Here is a 17018-nt window from a genome sequence, read left to right as displayed (position 1 = left end):
GTTGATTTAACAATTGTTTAACATTTATAGGTAGTTATTAAGGTTTAGCTACTAATTCTTATAAATTCAGTATAAGAGTTTGCAAAAGACTATAAATAAAAAATGTCTGAAGCGGGGAACTCCAGACTTTTTAACTAACCAATTATTAACCTAAATTATGAATTACTACTATAACGACCAATTTTATGCCAATGTTGTATGTGATTGTTGATTTAACAATTGTTTAACATTTATAGGTAGTTATTAAGGTTTAGCTACTAATTCTTATAAATTCAGTATAAGAGTTTGCAAAAGACTATAAATAAAAAATGTCTGAAGCGGGGAACTCCAGACATTTCTAACTAACCAATTATTAACCTAAATTATGAATTACTAGTATAACGACCAATTTTATGCCAATGTTGTATCAAGCAGTTGTTTTAACAATTGTTTAACAATTTGTAGACAGATAAATGACAATATGCTAAAAATATAGCCTTGATAATCTCAAGGCTATATTTTATTTAGTGTCTTTCTTTCCGAAGATGGATATTTTCAAATATTTTCCAGGATTAGTTTTGAGATCCAAAACTAATTGATCCAGGTTCTCAGAGGCATTAGTCAAGTTATTGTACAATTTGTCATCATTGACAAGTAATCCAATTGAACCTTCACCTTTATTTATCTTGTCAGTAATAGCTTGCACATCTTGCATTGCCTTATTGGCATTATCTACTGTAGCTTTAATCTCCGTTTTTGACAGATCAGATGACAGGTTGTCAAGATTTGCAATTATCTGGTTGATTCGGGAACTGTTGTTTTTGAAGTTATTGGTAATAGATTCGAGATTTTGCATAATTTTCGCCAAGCGTACTCGCTCAGATCCCATTAAGCCTTCAACATCAGTCGTGATCTTTTCAACATTTTTTAATGAAATAGAGATACTTCGCAGACTTGTTTTGAAATCACGTTGGAATTCATCATCCAATGCAGTGTTGACAGCAGATAGCACGGAGTCTAATTTCACGACAAGATCTTCTACTTTCTTTTGTAGCGGTTCTACTTTTTGGAGAAGATTTGCTTGTACGTCGGATTGCAATGGGTCGCCATCACGAGCGTATGTTTTGCTATTTCCTAAGTCAAATACAATTACTTTTCCACCTAAAAAACCATCATTAGAAATACGAGCGATGGTATTTGATGGAATTTCGTATTCGTCTTCGATTTTGAATTCAGTTCGAATTTTACCATTATCAAGAAGTGTTGTCTTGGAAACTCGACCAATTTTGAATCCGTTTACCAATACGGGATTTGATACGGCTAAGCCATCCACGTTGTCGTAATCCGTATAAAAAGTGTTTTCGGAACTGAAAACATCGTTCCCTTTTAAAAAACTGTATCCAATAAATAATAATGCAATGGCGATTGCTGTTAGTGCGCCAACTTTAGTTTCGTTCGATAATTTCAAAGTTACTACGTTTTAGATTCTACATGAATATACTAATAACATCCTAAAGATAGAAAATGTTTAGTTATCCGAATAATTAGAATTTTTTAATCGCATTAAATAAACTGTTGACAATTGCCTCTTGACCTGTGCTGGACATTAAGAATTTTTCTTCTTCCGAATTACTGATAAAACCAACTTCCGTCAAAACTGCGGGCATACCTGCTGTTTTTAACACTGCAAATGGTCCTTCCTTAATTCCTCGGTTAGGTCTTCCAGCCTTTACATATTCTTCTTGCATCAATTTGGCTAATCGAATACTTTGGTCGCGGTATTTTCTTTTCAATACTTTGAACACAATATAAGATGAAGGATCTTTAGGGTCAAATCCCCCATAATTTTCTTCGTGATTTTCTTCTAAAAGAATAGAAGCATTCTCGCGAATTGCGACATCTTGATTTTGCATGTTACTATAACCCAAAACAAATGTTTCTGTACCTCTTGCTGAATTATTTGCTACTTGCTGCGTTACCCATTTACCTTTTTTGTTTTTGACTCGTTTTGTCGTCGTGCCACTGGCATTCAGGTGAATGGAAACAAAAATATCAGCATGATGCTTGTTCGCTATTGCTGGACGTTCGTAGAGATTAGGATATATATCTGTTTTACGTGTGTAAATGACTTTTGTTCCTGGAAGTTCAGCTTCTAATTTTTTCCCCAATTTAAGCGTTATTGCTAGCGCAATATCTTTTTCACGTGAAAGTTTCCCAACAGCGCCAGGATCTTTTCCACCGTGCCCTGCATCCAATACAATTATTTTACCTTTCGACTTAGGAGGTTCTGGTTGATATTCAAATTCTGATGATGAACTTGTAAAACTGCTGATTAATGGAAAAAGACTTATACTCAAAATAAGTATTGTCACAAAACCTAATATATTCTTCGCTTTTCTAGTATTAAACATATATGCTATTTAAACAGTTTTATTCGAGTTTGGTTTACTATCTTTCTACTGCGGCTTTGTAGTTTTTAATAGCATCAAATAGATTTTTTACAATTTCGGCTTGGCCTTCTTCTGATAACATATAATCTTCTTCGCTTGGACTCGATATAAATCCAATTTCTGTCAAAACTGCTGGCATACTAGCACGCGCTAATACAGCCAAACCTTGCTCTTTTACTCCTCTATTTGGTCTGTTAGAGGTGATGTATTCATTTTGCATCAATGAAGCTAATCGTATGCTGCGGTCACGATATTGACGTTTCATTACTTTGAAGACAATATAAGAAGAAGGATCTTTTGGATCAAAACCAATTAAATCGGCGTTATTCTCTTCGTAATTATCTTCCAATAACATATCGGCATTTTCGCGAATTGCGACATCCTGCTCATTCATACGATGAAATCCTAAAACCAGTGTTTCAGTACCTGTAACTTGTGGGTTTTTTCTGCGTGCAGTATTAGCAGAGTTTGCATGTATGGAAATAAATAAGTCTGCGTGATTTTTATTTGCTATCTCTGATCGAGTACGGAATGGAACATCAGTGTCAGAATTGCGTGTCAATAATACATTGATTCCGATTTTTTCAAGCTCCTTTTTAAGTTTAATAGATACATCCAATACAATATCTTTTTCTTTTGATCTGCGCCCCACAGCTCCTAATGCTGCCCCACCATGCCCAGGGTCTAAAACCACTGTGAATGTTTTTTTAGGAGGATCAGTATTAATTTTTGAGGCAGGATGAAAAGAAGAGGCTATGGTGATAATAAACGCAGCTACAAAAAAAGAACTTATATATTTAACACTATTTAAAAGAATCATTTTTATATTTTTAACATTTTTGTGTGATTAATCAAAAACTGTTTCAAGGCAAAGATAAAGCATAAAATTTATTCAAAAAAATAACATGTTTATCTATTCGTTTTTTGACTATTTTTGTCGTTAATAGTTTATTTTTGCGCTAAATTAATATATAAGATTTTCAATTTGAAAACGGTAACGAGTTTTTTATGCGGTTTAGTATTTCTGATTTCAGGAATTAATGTTGGGTATGCACAGATGATTCGTTCACAGAATTCAAATATATCTGTCCAAGACACCATAAAAGCTACTGCAGATACATCCAAAAATCATTTGAAACTTACCAACGGTAAGGATACGGTGGTGATGAAAGATGAAAGTGGTTTGGAAACTGTGGTAACTATTGTTGCAAATGACTCATCTTGGAATGAAGTGAGTAAAAATATTATTCACTTATATAGTGGAGCAAAAGTAAAGTATCAAGACTTTGAGCTGTCTGCAGATTATATTCGATTGGACCGTAACACAAATATGTTGTATGCGAGTGGTGTAACAGATCATACGGGTAAATATGTGGGACGACCTGTTGTTCTTTTTCCAAATGAAACACCAAAAGCTGTCGATTCATTATTGTATAACTATAAATCACAAGAGGGAAAAACATTTGGCATAATGACAGAAGAAGACGGAGGGTATATTCAAGCGCGTGTTCTTCGTAAAAACATCTATGATGAAATGTCAATTCAACATGCGATGTACAGTACTTGTGATTTGCCATTTCCACATACGCATTTTGGTATAGCAATTCCGAAGGGATTAATTACCTCAAAACAAGTGATAGCAGAATGGCCACATCTCGTAGTTCAAGGTATTCCTTTCAAGTTTATAACAGTACCATTTGGATTTTTTCCAAAAACTAATAAAAAACAAGCGGGATTTTTATTTCCTTCTTTTGGTGATGATGTTACACGAGGGTTTGGTTTACGTGATTTTGGCTGGTATTTGACATTTAACGATTATTGGGATTCCGAAATTCGAGGTTCATTCTATTCGAAAGGAGCATGGGAATCTTCTATTCGTACTAATTATTTGGTGAATTATAAATTTAGTGGTGGCTTTAATATTCGTTTTGCTTCTACCCCAACAGGAGTAGAGGGTTCTGATAATTACAAGCGTGCAAAGGATTTTAATGTCACTTGGACTCATACACAACGACAAGAGGCTAATCCAGGTACATCCTTCTCAGCATCAGTGAATTTCGGTACTTCATCATATTTTCAAAATTCGGGAGCAGGAAGTACTTACAATTACAACGAGTTGACACGAAATAACATGTCTTCCTCTATTTCATATGGAAAAGTATTTGCAGATGGAAAAGTGAATTTTACATCAAGTGCTTCTCATCGTCAGGATATGCAAACGGGTAAAGTAGATTTAGAATTGCCACAGTTCGCATTGAACGTATCTACTTTTAATCCATTTGATTCTAAAGATCGCGTCGGTGAGCAAAAATGGTTTCAACGAATCACTGTTGGTTATAGTTTACAAGGTCGTAACTCCCTTTCGACAGGAGATTCTACAATATTTAGCAAACAAACGCTACAACAATTTACAAACGGTTTCCAACATAATATTCCTGTTAGTTTGAGTTTAAATGCGTTCAAGTATTTTCAATTTAATACTTCTGTAAATTATACCGAACGCTGGTATTTGCAAACTATTCGTAATTATAGAGCGAATGAAATAAATGGTTATATAAATGTAAGAGATACCGTTGGTGGTTTTCGTCGTGCATATGACTATTCAATGTCTAGTGGATTGTCAACAAAAGTATATGGTGTTTATCCCAAGATCGGAAAATTCGAGGCTATTCGTCACGTTGTAACACCTTCTGTTAATTTTAACTATAGACCTGATTTTGGAGATCCAAAATATGGATTCTATAGAGATTGGATTGACCAAAATGGCAAACTGTCAAATTATTCCATTTTTGATGGAGCTATGTTTGGTGGTCCATCTTCTGGAAGATCTATGGGAATCGGTTTTTCTGTTGACAATAATATTGAAGCAAAAGTTAGAAATAAAGCGGATTCAACGGAATCGGGAAAAGATGCTTTCAAAAAAATTCCAATTCTTCAAGGCTTGACATTTAGTGGTAACTACAACTTTGCAGCAGACTCTTTAAAACTTTCAACGATTTCTTTTTCGGGTCGAACAAGTATATTCAACGAAAAAATAAACTTGAATTTCAACGGTACATTGGATCCATATCAATTGGATAATCAAGGTCAGCGAATAGATAGATATGCCATACAAGACGGAAATTTAGCGCGATTGACCAACTTCGGACTTTCATTTGACTATAGTTTCAATCCTGATGCAAATAAGAGTCGTAACAATAACGTAGACTCTATGCGTAATCAAATGCCTAACATGACCAAAGAACAATCTGAAGCTTTGGCACGTATAAGCCGTGATCCCAATGCGTTTGTAGATTTCAATATTCCATGGAACTTGGCCGGTTCATTTAGTCTGCAATACTTTAAAAATTTCGATAATAATCTACGAAGGGTACGTAGTGACTATACAGCTACAATCAATTTACATGGTGATATCAATGTCACACCTAAGTGGAAAATTCAATTTAACTCAGGTTATGATATCAAACAGAAAGAAGTTGCGATGACAAATTTCTCAATTTATCGCGATTTACACTGTTGGGATATGTCCGTTGGATGGGTGCCATTTGGTCGTTTTCAATCATATAATATTACTATACGTGCTAAGGCGTCTGTGCTACAAGATTTGAAGTTAACAAAACGCAATAGCCATTATTCATATTAGATTTTTTTTGCTAACTATGTGTTATGAATGCAGAAATCATAACCATAGGTGATGAAATATTGTTGGGTCAAATTGTTGATAGCAATTCAGCGTGGATTGGTCAACAGTTGAATTTACTTAATATTCGCGTACAGCAAATTACTTCAATTTCGGATACAGCCGAAGCAATATCCAATGCGCTTAACTTGGCGTCAAAGCGGGCAGATCTTATAATCGTTACAGGAGGATTAGGGCCGACTAAGGACGATGTTACAAAACAAACTATAGCTTCTTATTTCGGTAAAAAATTAGTACGTGATGCAAAGGTTTTGGCGCATGTGCAAGGATTGTTTACACGTATTGCTCCCGACAAAATAATGCCAGAAGTGAATCAAGCACAAGCCGATGTAGTAAAAGATTGTGAAGTGCTGTTCAATGATGTAGGTACTGCGCCGGGCATGTGGATCACCGAAAAGGGTAAGTCTTTTGCTTTTTTGCCTGGTGTTCCATTCGAAATGAAATTTCTAGTTACTAATCGAATTCTTCCAAAATTGAAAGAAAATGCTTCATCACAGCTTGTGAAGCATCGACATATTATTAGTATTGGTCTAGGGGAATCATTCTTAGCAGAAAAAATAGCCGATATCGAAAATAGCCTCCCAGAAAACATAAAATTAGCTTATTTGCCAAAAGTTGGGTTAGTGCGTTTGCGATTGTCTCAAATTGGAGAAAGTGATGTATCTATAGATTTTTACCATAAGCAATTGGTAGAGCGATTGGGGCATCATGTGGTTGCTACGAAGGACGTGTCTATCGAGCAATCAATTGTAGAAGCTTTTTCGAATGACAATTTAAAATTGGCTACCGCAGAAAGTTGTACTGGTGGAAGTATTGCAAGTGGTATCACTGCGATTTCAGGAGCTAGTACTATGTTTGATTGTGGTATTGTGGCTTATCATAATAGCATTAAGCAAAATTTATTAGGTGTCAAGGAAGAAACATTGAAAGAATTTGGAGCAGTGAGCGAACAAACAGTAATCGAAATGGCGGAAGGGGTGAAAAAATTAGCTGGAGCAAATTACAGCATTGCCACAAGTGGTATTGCTGGCTCAGGAGGAGGTACTCCCGACAAGCCAGTTGGAACGGTTTGGATTGCGGTAAGTGGAAAGTATGAAACCAAAACAAAACTTTTTCACTTTCGTAACGATCGTGCAATCAACATTGAGCGTACAGTTGCGCAGGCGTTTGCGATGCTTTGGAATATGTATGTAAATGACAAGAGCAATTAGAAATATTCTACTGTTAAATCAATAATATAAAATATTATATTTTGTTTTTAGGGATTCTATTCCTAATTATTTAATTTAGTGACATAAAATACAAAATCAGTATGGCAATATTTAAGTTGATTCTTCCAAAAATGGGTGAGAGTGTATCGGAAGCGACCATTACAAAATGGGTAAAATCCATTGGTGATGCGATAAAAGAAGATGATACTATTGCAGAAATTGCTACAGATAAAGTGGATTCGGAAGTACCATCCCCAGTGAATGGTGTTTTAAAGGAAATAGTTTTTGAGGAAGGTTCCGTTGCGCAAGTTGGCGATACAATTGCATTAATTGAAATCGAAGGAGAAGATGAAACCACTTCAAGTACTGCACAAGTAGAACCTGCATCTGTGGTAGCAGAAACAGTTGTAGAACATACTGATACCCCAGAATTGGAAATTCCAGGATTGGCACACTTAGATGAAGAGCGAAAAAGCACGCCAATCCAAAATGTTATAAATACAGAGGGAAGGTTTTATTCGCCTTTGGTGCGTAACATCGCTTTGCAAGAAAATGTGTCGCAGACAGAATTAGATGCTATTGTCGGTTCTGGTTCTGATGGACGTGTCACTAAACAAGATGTATTGGATTATATCGCATCTCGCGGAGGTGCTCCAGTTCATCAGTCGACACATTTACATACTTCTTCACAATCTATCCCCGTTACTGCTCCAAAATCAGCACCAATTCAAACAACAGCTGCGCAGGTGGTGAAAAGCATGAATGGTGATGAAATTGTAGAAATGGATCGTATGCGCCGCTTGATCGCTGATCATATGGTTCAAAGTATTCAAACCTCACCGCATGTGTTCTCAGTTGTTGAAGCTGATGTAACGAATTTGGTGAATTGGCGAAATAAGGTTAAAGATTCATACAAAAAGCGTGAAGGAGAAAACATTACTTTCACCCCGTTAATCATTGAAGCGATAAGCAAAGCTTTAAAGGATTTTCCAATGATTAATGTTTCTGTTGACGGATATAATATCATTAAGCGTAAACATATCAATATTGGTATGGCCGCTGCTTTACCTTCAGGTAATCTTATTGTGCCGGTTATCAAAGATGCAGATCAATTGAGTTTGGTGGGATTGAGCAAGGCTGTCAATGACTTGGCAAATCGCGCGCGTGCTAATCAATTGAAACCTGATGATACGCAAGGTGGCACATTTACTTTTACGAATATTGGCGCGTTTGGGAATATTTTTGGGATGCCAATTATTAATCAACCGCAAGCGGCAATATTAGCAGTGGGTTCGATTACCAAGAAGCCTGCTGTCTTAGAAACAGAAGACGGTGATGTCATCGCAATCCGTCATATGATGTATTTGACAATGTCTTACGATCATCGTGTGATTGATGGTGCTTTAGGTGGAACTTTCTTAAAACGAGTAGGGGATTACCTAGAAAACTGGGATAAAGATCGCGTTATATAGATATTAATAAGAATTATGAGCCTACATTTTGTAGGCTTTATTTTTTATATAGTATATTTAGCATACAGAATAGAGTCTATTACTGATGCATCTAGAACAATTAAAACCATTTATTGACTTTGTGATCAATTGGTATTGGATACCATTATTGCTGTTGTATGCAGGAATTATCAGTGCGATACTGATTGAAAATCGTAACCCAACAAAAACTGTCGCTTGGATTTTAGTAATTATTTTTCTACCCTTTGTAGGGCTTATTCTTTATTATTTCTTTGGACAGAAATTTGTCAAAGTCAAAAAAATAAAACGTTTAAATAAGGAACAAGCTGTTCGTTTGGAGAAGAAATGGAAAGAGCTTGATCCGATTATGGAATCTTTTATACAAGATATTCAGGAGGATATTGGAGACCTTTCAAAGGTTTTCAGACTTATGAAAAAGGAACGTCTATCTTCCCCGACTTTAAATAATGACGTCGATCTCTTAATCAATGGAGAAGTGAAGTTTGATTGGTTATTACGAGATTTGGCACTTGCAAAGCATTCCATTCATATGGAATATTATATTTTCGAACTTGATAGTATAGGATTAAAAGTCTTAAATCAAATAGAACAAAAGGCTAGCGAAGGTGTAAAAGTTCGATTAATTGCTGATAGTTTTGGTTCTCCTGATTTGGTAAAATATATGCGTAAACATAAGGATTCGAAAATTGATTTTCACGCTTTTTTACCTGTCACATTTACATCACTAGCAAATTCAAATTACCGTAACCACCGCAAAATATGTGTTATAGACGGTCGTGTGGGGTATGTAGGAGGTATTAATATTTCGGATAAATACATTAATGCATCTGAATTACCAAACAAGATGTATTGGCGAGATACCTCGCTTCGTGTTAAGGGATTAGCAATTAATTTGTTGCAAGTGTCATTTTGGAGTTCTTGGAATCAGACCGATGGCGAATCCTTTTATTTAGAGGATGGATATTTACAAGCCTTGCAAGAAAACAGTGAGGTAAAAGGTATAGCTGGCGTAGGTTTTGTTTCTAGTGATCCTGCTTCGATCGGACCCTACAATATGGAAGCGTTACTCATTGCAATAGGTGAAGCGAATACAAAAATTCAACTCTGTACACCATATTATATTCCAAGTGAAGAATTAGAACGCGCATTGATAATCGCGGCTTCTTCAGGTGTAGAAGTGGAACTTATGGTGCCTAGCAAGTCCGATTCATTTTTTGTACAGCATGCTTCATTTTCTTTTCTAAAACCTTTATTGGAAAGAGGAGTGAAAGTTTATTTATACAATAAAGGATTTTTACATGCCAAAACAGCGGTTTTTGATAACAAATTAGCATTTGTAGGAACTGTTAATTTGGATATTCGCAGTTTTTACATCAATTATGAAATCGCTGCAGTGGTGTCTGATTCTAAATTTGCGGTTCAATTATCTAATCAATTTGAAGAAGATAAGGCACAGTCTGAATTGTTGACCTTACGGGTTTGGAAAGCAAGACCTCGATGGCAAAAAGCGGCTGATTCCTTGTGCCGATTGTTAGCTCCATTGTTGTAAAAAATGTTAAAATAACCTGTATTAGCTCCTGTTTTGTCTCAAAGAAATTTAAAATTTGTATTTTTAGCTAAACACATTGTATTGATGAAAAAGAGAAACCTAATATTTTCCGTATTCTTTCTATTATTATTTCAAATAAATTCAATTTTCGCACAAGAAGTGCCACGTATTCCCATTAATACAGTTGTAGAGCGAGTGCAAAAATATTTGGGTGTATACCCCGTTGAGAAGGTTCACGTACATTTTGATAAACCTTATTATGCTGTCGGGGATACGTTATGGTTTAAGACATATTTGTATACCAACCAATTGGAATATGAGCCGAGTAAAATTGTATATGTGGATATTGTAAATGGACGAGATTCACTGATACAAACATTACGTATTCCGTTAAAAAATAATGGAGGTGAAGGTCATTTTGTGTTAGATCCACAAGTTATAAAACAGGATAATTACCGTTTTAGAGGATATACTAAATGGATGATGAACTTTAATGTGGATTATTTATTCAATAAAATTATCACCGTAGGTGATGCCATAAATAAGAAGTTGGGTTCGGAAATTACATATGCAACAGATGGAAACAAAACCAAAGCAACCGTACAATTTAGAGATAGCAATGGCGGATTGCTAGCCCGTAAAAAACTTACATGGGAGACTATTGACGGTTGGGATCCATTTGACAAAGGTAAAGGAGAAACTGATGATTTAGGTCGTGCGACGATTTCATTTTCTGCGAAGGAAAAGGAATTATTTAAAAAAGGAAGACTTATTGTAAAGATTGATGGTGAATCTGCAATGGTAGGTGACTTTCCATTAAAGAATGCTTTGATGGAATACGATGTTCAATTTTTTCCAGAAGGGGGTGATTTATTAGCTGGTGTTGATAAGCGTATAGCATTTAAAGCTATCGATTCACATGGCAAAAGTGTTCGTGTAAAAGGTAAAATTATCAACAGCAAAAAAGCAGCAATTGCTGAATTCGAAGATTTGGGATTAGGGATGGGCTATACCAATTTTACACCTGCTATAGGAGATTCGTATAAAGCTATTGTGACTATTAATGGTCAAGAACGCACGTATGACTTACCAGCGGTAAAAACTGACGGTATAAATGTGACGTTGAAGGATGTATCTGCGCAAGCAGTACAACTGGAAATCATTACAAGCGACTCTTATCTGACTAAAATTCAGGATCAACCGTATTATATATTTGGTCAAATGAATGGTCATCTAGTTTATGGAGCACAGGTAACGATCAAAAATCCAAGTTCTGTCATAAGTGTTCCCGTTCAAGAATTGCCAAATGGCGTCATGCAATTCACGTTAATGACAGCATCAGGCAAAGCTGTAAGTGAACGTTTGGTATTTTATGATCACGCTGAAAATTTAGCAATACAAGTTAAAACGGACAAATCAGCTTATAAAAGGAAAGATAAAGTTGTGTTGGATTTGGCAAATATGACTTCGCAAAAAGTAGCTACAAATCTTTCAATTTCGGTTATTGACGAAGCAAAAACACCTTTCGATGATCATCAAGAAAATACGATTTTGAGTAATTTATTATTGACTTCGGATTTAGCTGGCTTTGTCGAAAAACCAAATTATTATTTTGATGAGAAAGTTACGAACCGCAAAGAAGCTTTGGACGCTTTACTGCTGACTCAAGGTTTTCGAAGATTTTCTTATGATGATCTAATCGCTGAAAAATATCCACAAGTTAACTTTATGCCGGAGCAAGGTATAACTCTTTCCGGAACTTTACGTTTAAATACGGGTCGTACTTATCCGAATGGTGGTTTATTGCTTTCCATTCCTGCTCGTGGTTTTAGAAAAGATACGTATACAGACAATAATGGTCGTTTTGCTTTTGAAAACTTAAACTTTCCGGATTCAGTGAAAGTAACTATCAATGCGCGTGGAAATGACAATTATCGCAATATTGTGATTAATATGGATCAATCATTTTTCCCTTCTATTGATGAGAATAACCCCTATAAGGCAAATGATGTATTAAATATTGATAAGGAAATGTCCAGTTATTTGGCTAATAGCAAGAATGAATTCCGTACTTCTATTTTGATCGATGAAGTAACAGTTACTGCAGATCGTAAAGTACAGCGTACGAGTAAAGAGTTTTCTGCTTTGACGGGATTATCTATGGCAGATCATCGCATAGAAGGCGATCGTCTGAGTGGTTGTAATGTATTGACGATGTGTTTAAATACAATGTTAACCGGTGTCACATACGATTCTAATACATTGAAATATTATCTGACGAGAAGTTATAACCAAGGTAGTCGTGTTCCAGTTCAGTTTTTCTTAAACGGTATGCCAATCGATGAAAACACATTAAATTCTATTAGCCCAACTGAAATCGAGGCTATAGAGATTTTTACACGTGATGATTTGGGTACTGTAAGCCGTTTGTACCAAAATGACGGTGTTGTGTCGATTATTACGAAAAAGGAAAAACCTAAAGGTCCACGTATGACTTTAACACAAATCGAAGCAATGTTGCCTAAAACAAATGTTATTGATTTATTTCCATTAGGATACGTTAAGGAACGTAAATTCTATGCACCTAAATACGAAACTGATGCACAAAAGGCTACGAATGATTACCGTACTACAATCTATTGGAATCCTACAGTTGAATTAGACGAAAGTGGTAAAGCTACGTTAGATTTTTACAATGCGGATGGAAATGGCAAATATAAAGTGGTAGTAGAAGGTCTAGATAGTACGGGGCGCATTGGACGTACGGTTTACCATTATGATGTAAATTAATTATTTTTTAAAATAAGCATGCAAAGCCAGCCGAGAGGTTGGCTTTTCTAAATTTATCTCCGAATCTTAAATAACTTCTGATCAAAAAGATTCAAAAATACACCTAATAAAATAACGAGAATAGCTAATATACTCATAGTGTTGAAAGTTTCTTGAAAGAAGATGTACCCAAAACCTAAGGCATAGATTACACCCAAATAATTTAAACTAGCGACTTTAGCAAGATTTGCCGTTTGGTAGGATAGTGTCATGTAGTATTGCGCTATTTGTGTACATATACCTATAAGCAAAAGGTAGAACCAATCCATGCCAACTGGCGTTTTCCAATCAAAAATACTTAGGACGCCAACAATAGGGATTGTCAGTAACGGAAAGTAGAAAATGACAACTAGTGGATGTTCGCTTCCTTTGCTCCGCGCAATCATATTGTACGCTAATCCTGCGAATAAAGCTGCGCCTAGACCGATAGCCACATCCACTGTAGATATGCGAAAATCAAATCCTTTAAGCATAAAAACGCCTGCGATTGAAAGTGCAAAATATAGGAACTGAATAGGTCGAACCTTCTGTTTGACTATAAATATTCCCAAAATGGCAGTAAAAAATGGCGATAGGTAATTGATAGTTACAGCAGAGGCTAAAGGTATATGTTGCAGTGTGTAGAATGATCCTACTAATCCCAAACATCCAGCTATTCCGCGCATGGTTAGTACTGGAATATTATTTCCTAAAGGAGGAATATTATTTTTTCGCAAATAATAATATGTGATTACAAAGCTAAATATACTTCGAAATAGCACAACTTCTAAGGTAGGAAGATGCGAAACAAATTTCACACACACGTTCATGATGGCAAAGAAAAATCCAGCCAACAACATGTATTTTACACTCTGATCTTTCACTACTGAACTGGTTCGTTGTGTTTTTTTACCAATTCACGTTTTCCAGTTTCAGGGTCGATTTCCAATTCGGTTTGTTTGACGAGAACAGCATAAGAGGCAGGCATGATGCCGCGCCCATATTTTACAGCGTATTCTTTGGTAAATTCTGCACCAAAATATAATATAGCAGCTGAATAGTATACAAACCCCAACAAAATTATGATAGAACCCGCAGCTCCGTAAGCGGTAGCGGTTGCATTATAAGATAAGTACAACGAAATTCCGTATTTACCAATCATAAAGAGAATTGTGGTAAAAATCGATCCACCTAGAATATCTCTAAAGCGTACTTTAGCGTCAGGCAAAAAGGCAAAAATAAAACCAAATAGGGCAGCAATGACAACGAAAGTAACACCATTATTTACCAAGTTCCAAAACTCAATATTGAAATGCTCAATATTAAATCGATCTAACAACACTTCCAGATTTTTGGTGATGATACCGATTACACTACTTATCAAGAGCGACGCCATTAGTAGAAAACTTAATCCCAAAATCATGGAAAATGAGATTAATCGATTAATGATCAATTTTAGCCAACCTTTTTTAGGCTTTGCCTTTACTTTCCAAATTAAATTGATGGAATTTTGAATATCCACAAAAATGGTTGTAGAAGTCATCACCAGCGTAATAATACCCACGAATAAACCTATACTAGACTTATTCTCTAAAGAAATTTGCTTCACAGCATTATCCAGGAGTTTAGTTATTTCAGCACCAAATATTTCATTTAGTTCTGTGATCACTTTATGCTGAGCGCCATCTGGACCTTCCAATTGGCTTCCATAAAAGAATCCCAAAGCCCAAATCAAAATAATAATCAATGGACCAATAGAGAAAACCGTGTAATAAGCAAGTGATGCGCTGAGCTTCATGCAATTGTCTTCAGCGAAACCATTACCACTGTCTATTAATAATTTGCCAAAGCCTTTTATCTTTTGGATAAAAGGCTCTTTTTCTTTTGTTATAGCTTGTTCTGTCTTATTCAGCATATGTTTTATTGATTTCTTCTTCGTGTTTTTGAAGAATAATCTTTCTTTTCAACGATAATTTTGGTGTCAATTCGCCATTATCGATGGTCCATTCCTTAGGCAATAATACAAATTTTTTAACCATTTCCCAGTGTCCAAAGTTCTCGTTCGCTTTATCAATCTCCTGCTGGTATTTTTCTAAAATTTGCGGATTTTTTAATAATGCATCACGCGAATCAAATTGAATTCCCTTAACCTTACAGTATTTCTCCAATTCTTCAAATGCTGGAACGATAAGTGCAGCAGGGAATTTTTTGTTTTCTCCTACAATCATCACCTGACCTATCAACACTGATTCCATCAATTTGTTTTCCATCACCTGCGGTGCTATGTATTTACCTCCAGCAGTTTTAAAGATTTCTTTTTTGCGATCGGTAATTTTTAGGAATCCATCCGCTGTCAATTCGCCGATGTCTCCAGTATGTAGATATCCATCATTATCTATTGTTTCTTTCGTGGCATCGTCATTTTTGTAGTATCCTACAGTAATTGACGGCCCTTTCACTAGGATTTCGCCATCTTCAGCTATTTTTACATCTAAATTTTTCAAAACGCGACCTACAGATCCAAACTTTACATCATCCGCATCCCATGAATTTACAGCGATTACAGGTGAAGTTTCCGTCAATCCGTACCCTTCTAACACCTTAATGTCAGCAGCCCAAAACACGCGAGCCAAGCGTTGCTGCAATGCAGCACCTCCAGAAATAATAAATTTGATATTTCCGCCTAAAGCTTGTTGCCATTTTGAGAAAATAAGTTTGCGTGCTATGCCTAACTTAAAATTATACCAGGCACTATTTACTTTCGGTTCTTGGTATTGATGACCTAACTCAACAGCCCAAAAGAATAAAGATTTTTTGATTCCTGTTAAGGCTTTGCCCTTTTCGATGACTTTATCATAGACTTTTTCCAATACTCTTGGTACTGTGGTGAAAACTTCGGGTTTTACCTCATTGATATCCACTACGATATTATCTAGATTCTCCGCATAATATATATTTACACCTTTTGAAATATACATATAGACCACCATTCTTTCAAAAATATGGCATAAGGGAAGAAAACTCAATGATTTTTTGATGTCATCTGTTAATAAATGTGAGCAAGCTCCCACATTACTGATGATGTTTTGGTGTGTAAGATATACTCCTTTCGGTTTACCGGTTGTACCGGATGTATAAATAAGCGTCAACAAATCTTCCGGTTGCACCGCATCATTGTAGGGCTTTAAGTCTATATCTTGCTGTTTACCCGCTTCGATTAGTGCACTGTAATGTTGATGATTAGGAACTTCGTCCAACGTATAAATATCCAATTCTAGATTATTGTCAGAGACAGCCTTTTCCACCTTCAGTACTAGATCTTGATTGCTAACAAAAAGCATTTTAGCTTCGGCATCTTTAACAATATAAGACAAATCTTGCGCAGAAAGCGTAGGGTAGAGCGGCACTAAAGCTACACCTAGCTGATTACATGCAAAGTCTATGAAGTTCCATTCGGGTCTATTACCAGACATCAAGGCTACTTTGTCTCCTTTTTTGATCCCTTTCGCCAATAGACCTTTACTAATACTGTCCACGATTTGGATAATTTCTTCCTTACCGTAAGCTTTCCAGCCACCTTTTTCTCTTTTAGCAAGTTTCAGGATACGTCCAGCTGTATCAATATTACTTTTTAAATAGTCAAATAATCGTGTTGGTTTACTCATGGTGTACGATTTATATTTATAAGTGGTTACCACAAAACTATGTTGGCATAATAAATTTAAAGAAAAAATATCGAGAATAAAAGATTCTTAGCTAAAATTTATGAATTAACACAGCTTAACGAATTTTATTAGCGATAGCATTTAAAATATCTTATTTTTGGTA

Annotated in this window: 11 protein-coding genes; 5 read left to right on the top strand and 6 right to left on the bottom strand. The window is 35.7% G+C overall.

From position 1 onward, the window contains the following. Positions 1–499 precede the first annotated feature (499 nt). From FLS47_RS14575 to FLS47_RS14565, 3 genes are all read right to left on the bottom strand, one after another. Positions 500–1447, bottom strand: coding sequence for an MlaD family protein (locus FLS47_RS14575; RefSeq protein ID WP_149915086.1), 948 nt, complete (start codon positions 1445–1447; stop codon positions 500–502). Positions 1448–1523: 76 nt separating this feature from the next. Next, positions 1524–2390 (bottom strand): N-acetylmuramoyl-L-alanine amidase family protein, encoded by an 867-nt coding sequence (locus tag FLS47_RS14570; RefSeq protein WP_149915085.1) that lies wholly within the window; start codon positions 2388–2390, stop codon positions 1524–1526. Between the two features lie 37 nt (positions 2391–2427). Next, positions 2428–3249: an N-acetylmuramoyl-L-alanine amidase family protein gene (locus FLS47_RS14565; RefSeq protein ID WP_149915084.1), complete on the bottom strand. Its 822-nt coding sequence runs from the start codon at positions 3247–3249 to the stop codon at positions 2428–2430. 165 nt (positions 3250–3414) lie between these two features. Here FLS47_RS14565 and FLS47_RS14560 point away from each other — a divergent pair, with 165 nt between their 5' ends. The 5 genes from FLS47_RS14560 to FLS47_RS14540 all read left to right on the top strand — a co-directional run bounded on the left by FLS47_RS14560 (position 3415) and on the right by FLS47_RS14540 (position 13172). After that, positions 3415–6072: a putative LPS assembly protein LptD gene (locus FLS47_RS14560; RefSeq protein WP_223225310.1), complete on the top strand. Its 2658-nt coding sequence runs from the start codon at positions 3415–3417 to the stop codon at positions 6070–6072. Between the two features lie 23 nt (positions 6073–6095). Further along, on the top strand, positions 6096–7340 hold the full coding sequence (locus FLS47_RS14555) for a competence/damage-inducible protein A (RefSeq protein WP_149915083.1): 1245 nt from the start codon (positions 6096–6098) through the stop codon (positions 7338–7340). Between the two features lie 101 nt (positions 7341–7441). Further along, positions 7442–8812: a dihydrolipoamide acetyltransferase family protein gene (locus FLS47_RS14550; protein WP_149915082.1), complete on the top strand. Its 1371-nt coding sequence runs from the start codon at positions 7442–7444 to the stop codon at positions 8810–8812. An 85-nt stretch (positions 8813–8897) separates the two neighbouring features. Continuing rightward, complete coding sequence (gene cls, locus FLS47_RS14545) at positions 8898–10382, top strand: cardiolipin synthase (RefSeq protein ID WP_149915081.1); 1485 nt, start codon at positions 8898–8900, stop codon at positions 10380–10382. Between the two features lie 84 nt (positions 10383–10466). Beyond that, the gene (locus FLS47_RS14540) at positions 10467–13172 is read left to right on the top strand and encodes a carboxypeptidase-like regulatory domain-containing protein (protein WP_149915080.1); all 2706 of its coding nucleotides are present in this window, start codon (positions 10467–10469) and stop codon (positions 13170–13172) included. A 53-nt stretch (positions 13173–13225) separates the two neighbouring features. On the opposite strand, the gene FLS47_RS14535 is transcribed toward FLS47_RS14540, so the two are convergent. From FLS47_RS14535 to FLS47_RS14525, 3 genes are read right to left on the bottom strand one after another with little or no spacing between them, the layout of a single operon-like run. Then, positions 13226–14074, bottom strand: a complete 849-nt coding sequence (locus tag FLS47_RS14535) for a DMT family transporter (RefSeq protein WP_223225308.1) — start codon at positions 14072–14074, stop codon at positions 13226–13228. Continuing rightward, positions 14074–15105 carry a YihY/virulence factor BrkB family protein gene (locus FLS47_RS14530; RefSeq protein ID WP_149915079.1) on the bottom strand — a complete coding sequence of 344 codons (1032 nt, stop codon included), beginning with the start codon at positions 15103–15105 and terminating at the stop codon, positions 14074–14076. Before FLS47_RS14530 ends, FLS47_RS14535 begins: the two co-directional genes overlap by 1 nt. Then, a complete protein-coding gene (locus tag FLS47_RS14525; RefSeq protein WP_149915078.1) occupies positions 15095–16855 on the bottom strand; it encodes an AMP-dependent synthetase/ligase in 1761 nt (586 codons plus the stop codon). The genes FLS47_RS14530 and FLS47_RS14525 overlap by 11 nt, the downstream gene beginning before the upstream one ends. Positions 16856–17018 lie beyond the last annotated feature (163 nt).

It is taken from the genome of Sphingobacterium cavernae, from assembly GCF_008520265.1.
Classification (GTDB): Bacteria; Bacteroidota; Bacteroidia; order Sphingobacteriales; family Sphingobacteriaceae; genus Sphingobacterium; species Sphingobacterium cavernae.
This window is presented reverse-complemented; position numbering and strand designations above follow the sequence as displayed.

Bases quoted from the DNA above. Each gene is read 5' to 3' on its own strand.
- FLS47_RS14525 (WP_149915078.1), bottom strand. From the start codon at position 16,855: ATGAGTAAACCAACACGATTATTTGACTATTTAAAAAGTAATATTGAT.
- cls (WP_149915081.1), top strand. From the start codon at position 8,898: ATGCATCTAGAACAATTAAAACCATTTATTGACTTTGTGATCAATTGG.
- FLS47_RS14550 (WP_149915082.1), top strand. From the start codon at position 7,442: ATGGCAATATTTAAGTTGATTCTTCCAAAAATGGGTGAGAGTGTATCG.
- FLS47_RS14530 (WP_149915079.1), bottom strand. From the start codon at position 15,105: ATGCTGAATAAGACAGAACAAGCTATAACAAAAGAAAAAGAGCCTTTT.
- FLS47_RS14570 (WP_149915085.1), bottom strand. From the start codon at position 2,390: ATGTTTAATACTAGAAAAGCGAAGAATATATTAGGTTTTGTGACAATA.
- FLS47_RS14540 (WP_149915080.1), top strand. From the start codon at position 10,467: ATGAAAAAGAGAAACCTAATATTTTCCGTATTCTTTCTATTATTATTT.
- FLS47_RS14565 (WP_149915084.1), bottom strand. From the start codon at position 3,249: ATGATTCTTTTAAATAGTGTTAAATATATAAGTTCTTTTTTTGTAGCT.
- FLS47_RS14555 (WP_149915083.1), top strand. From the start codon at position 6,096: ATGAATGCAGAAATCATAACCATAGGTGATGAAATATTGTTGGGTCAA.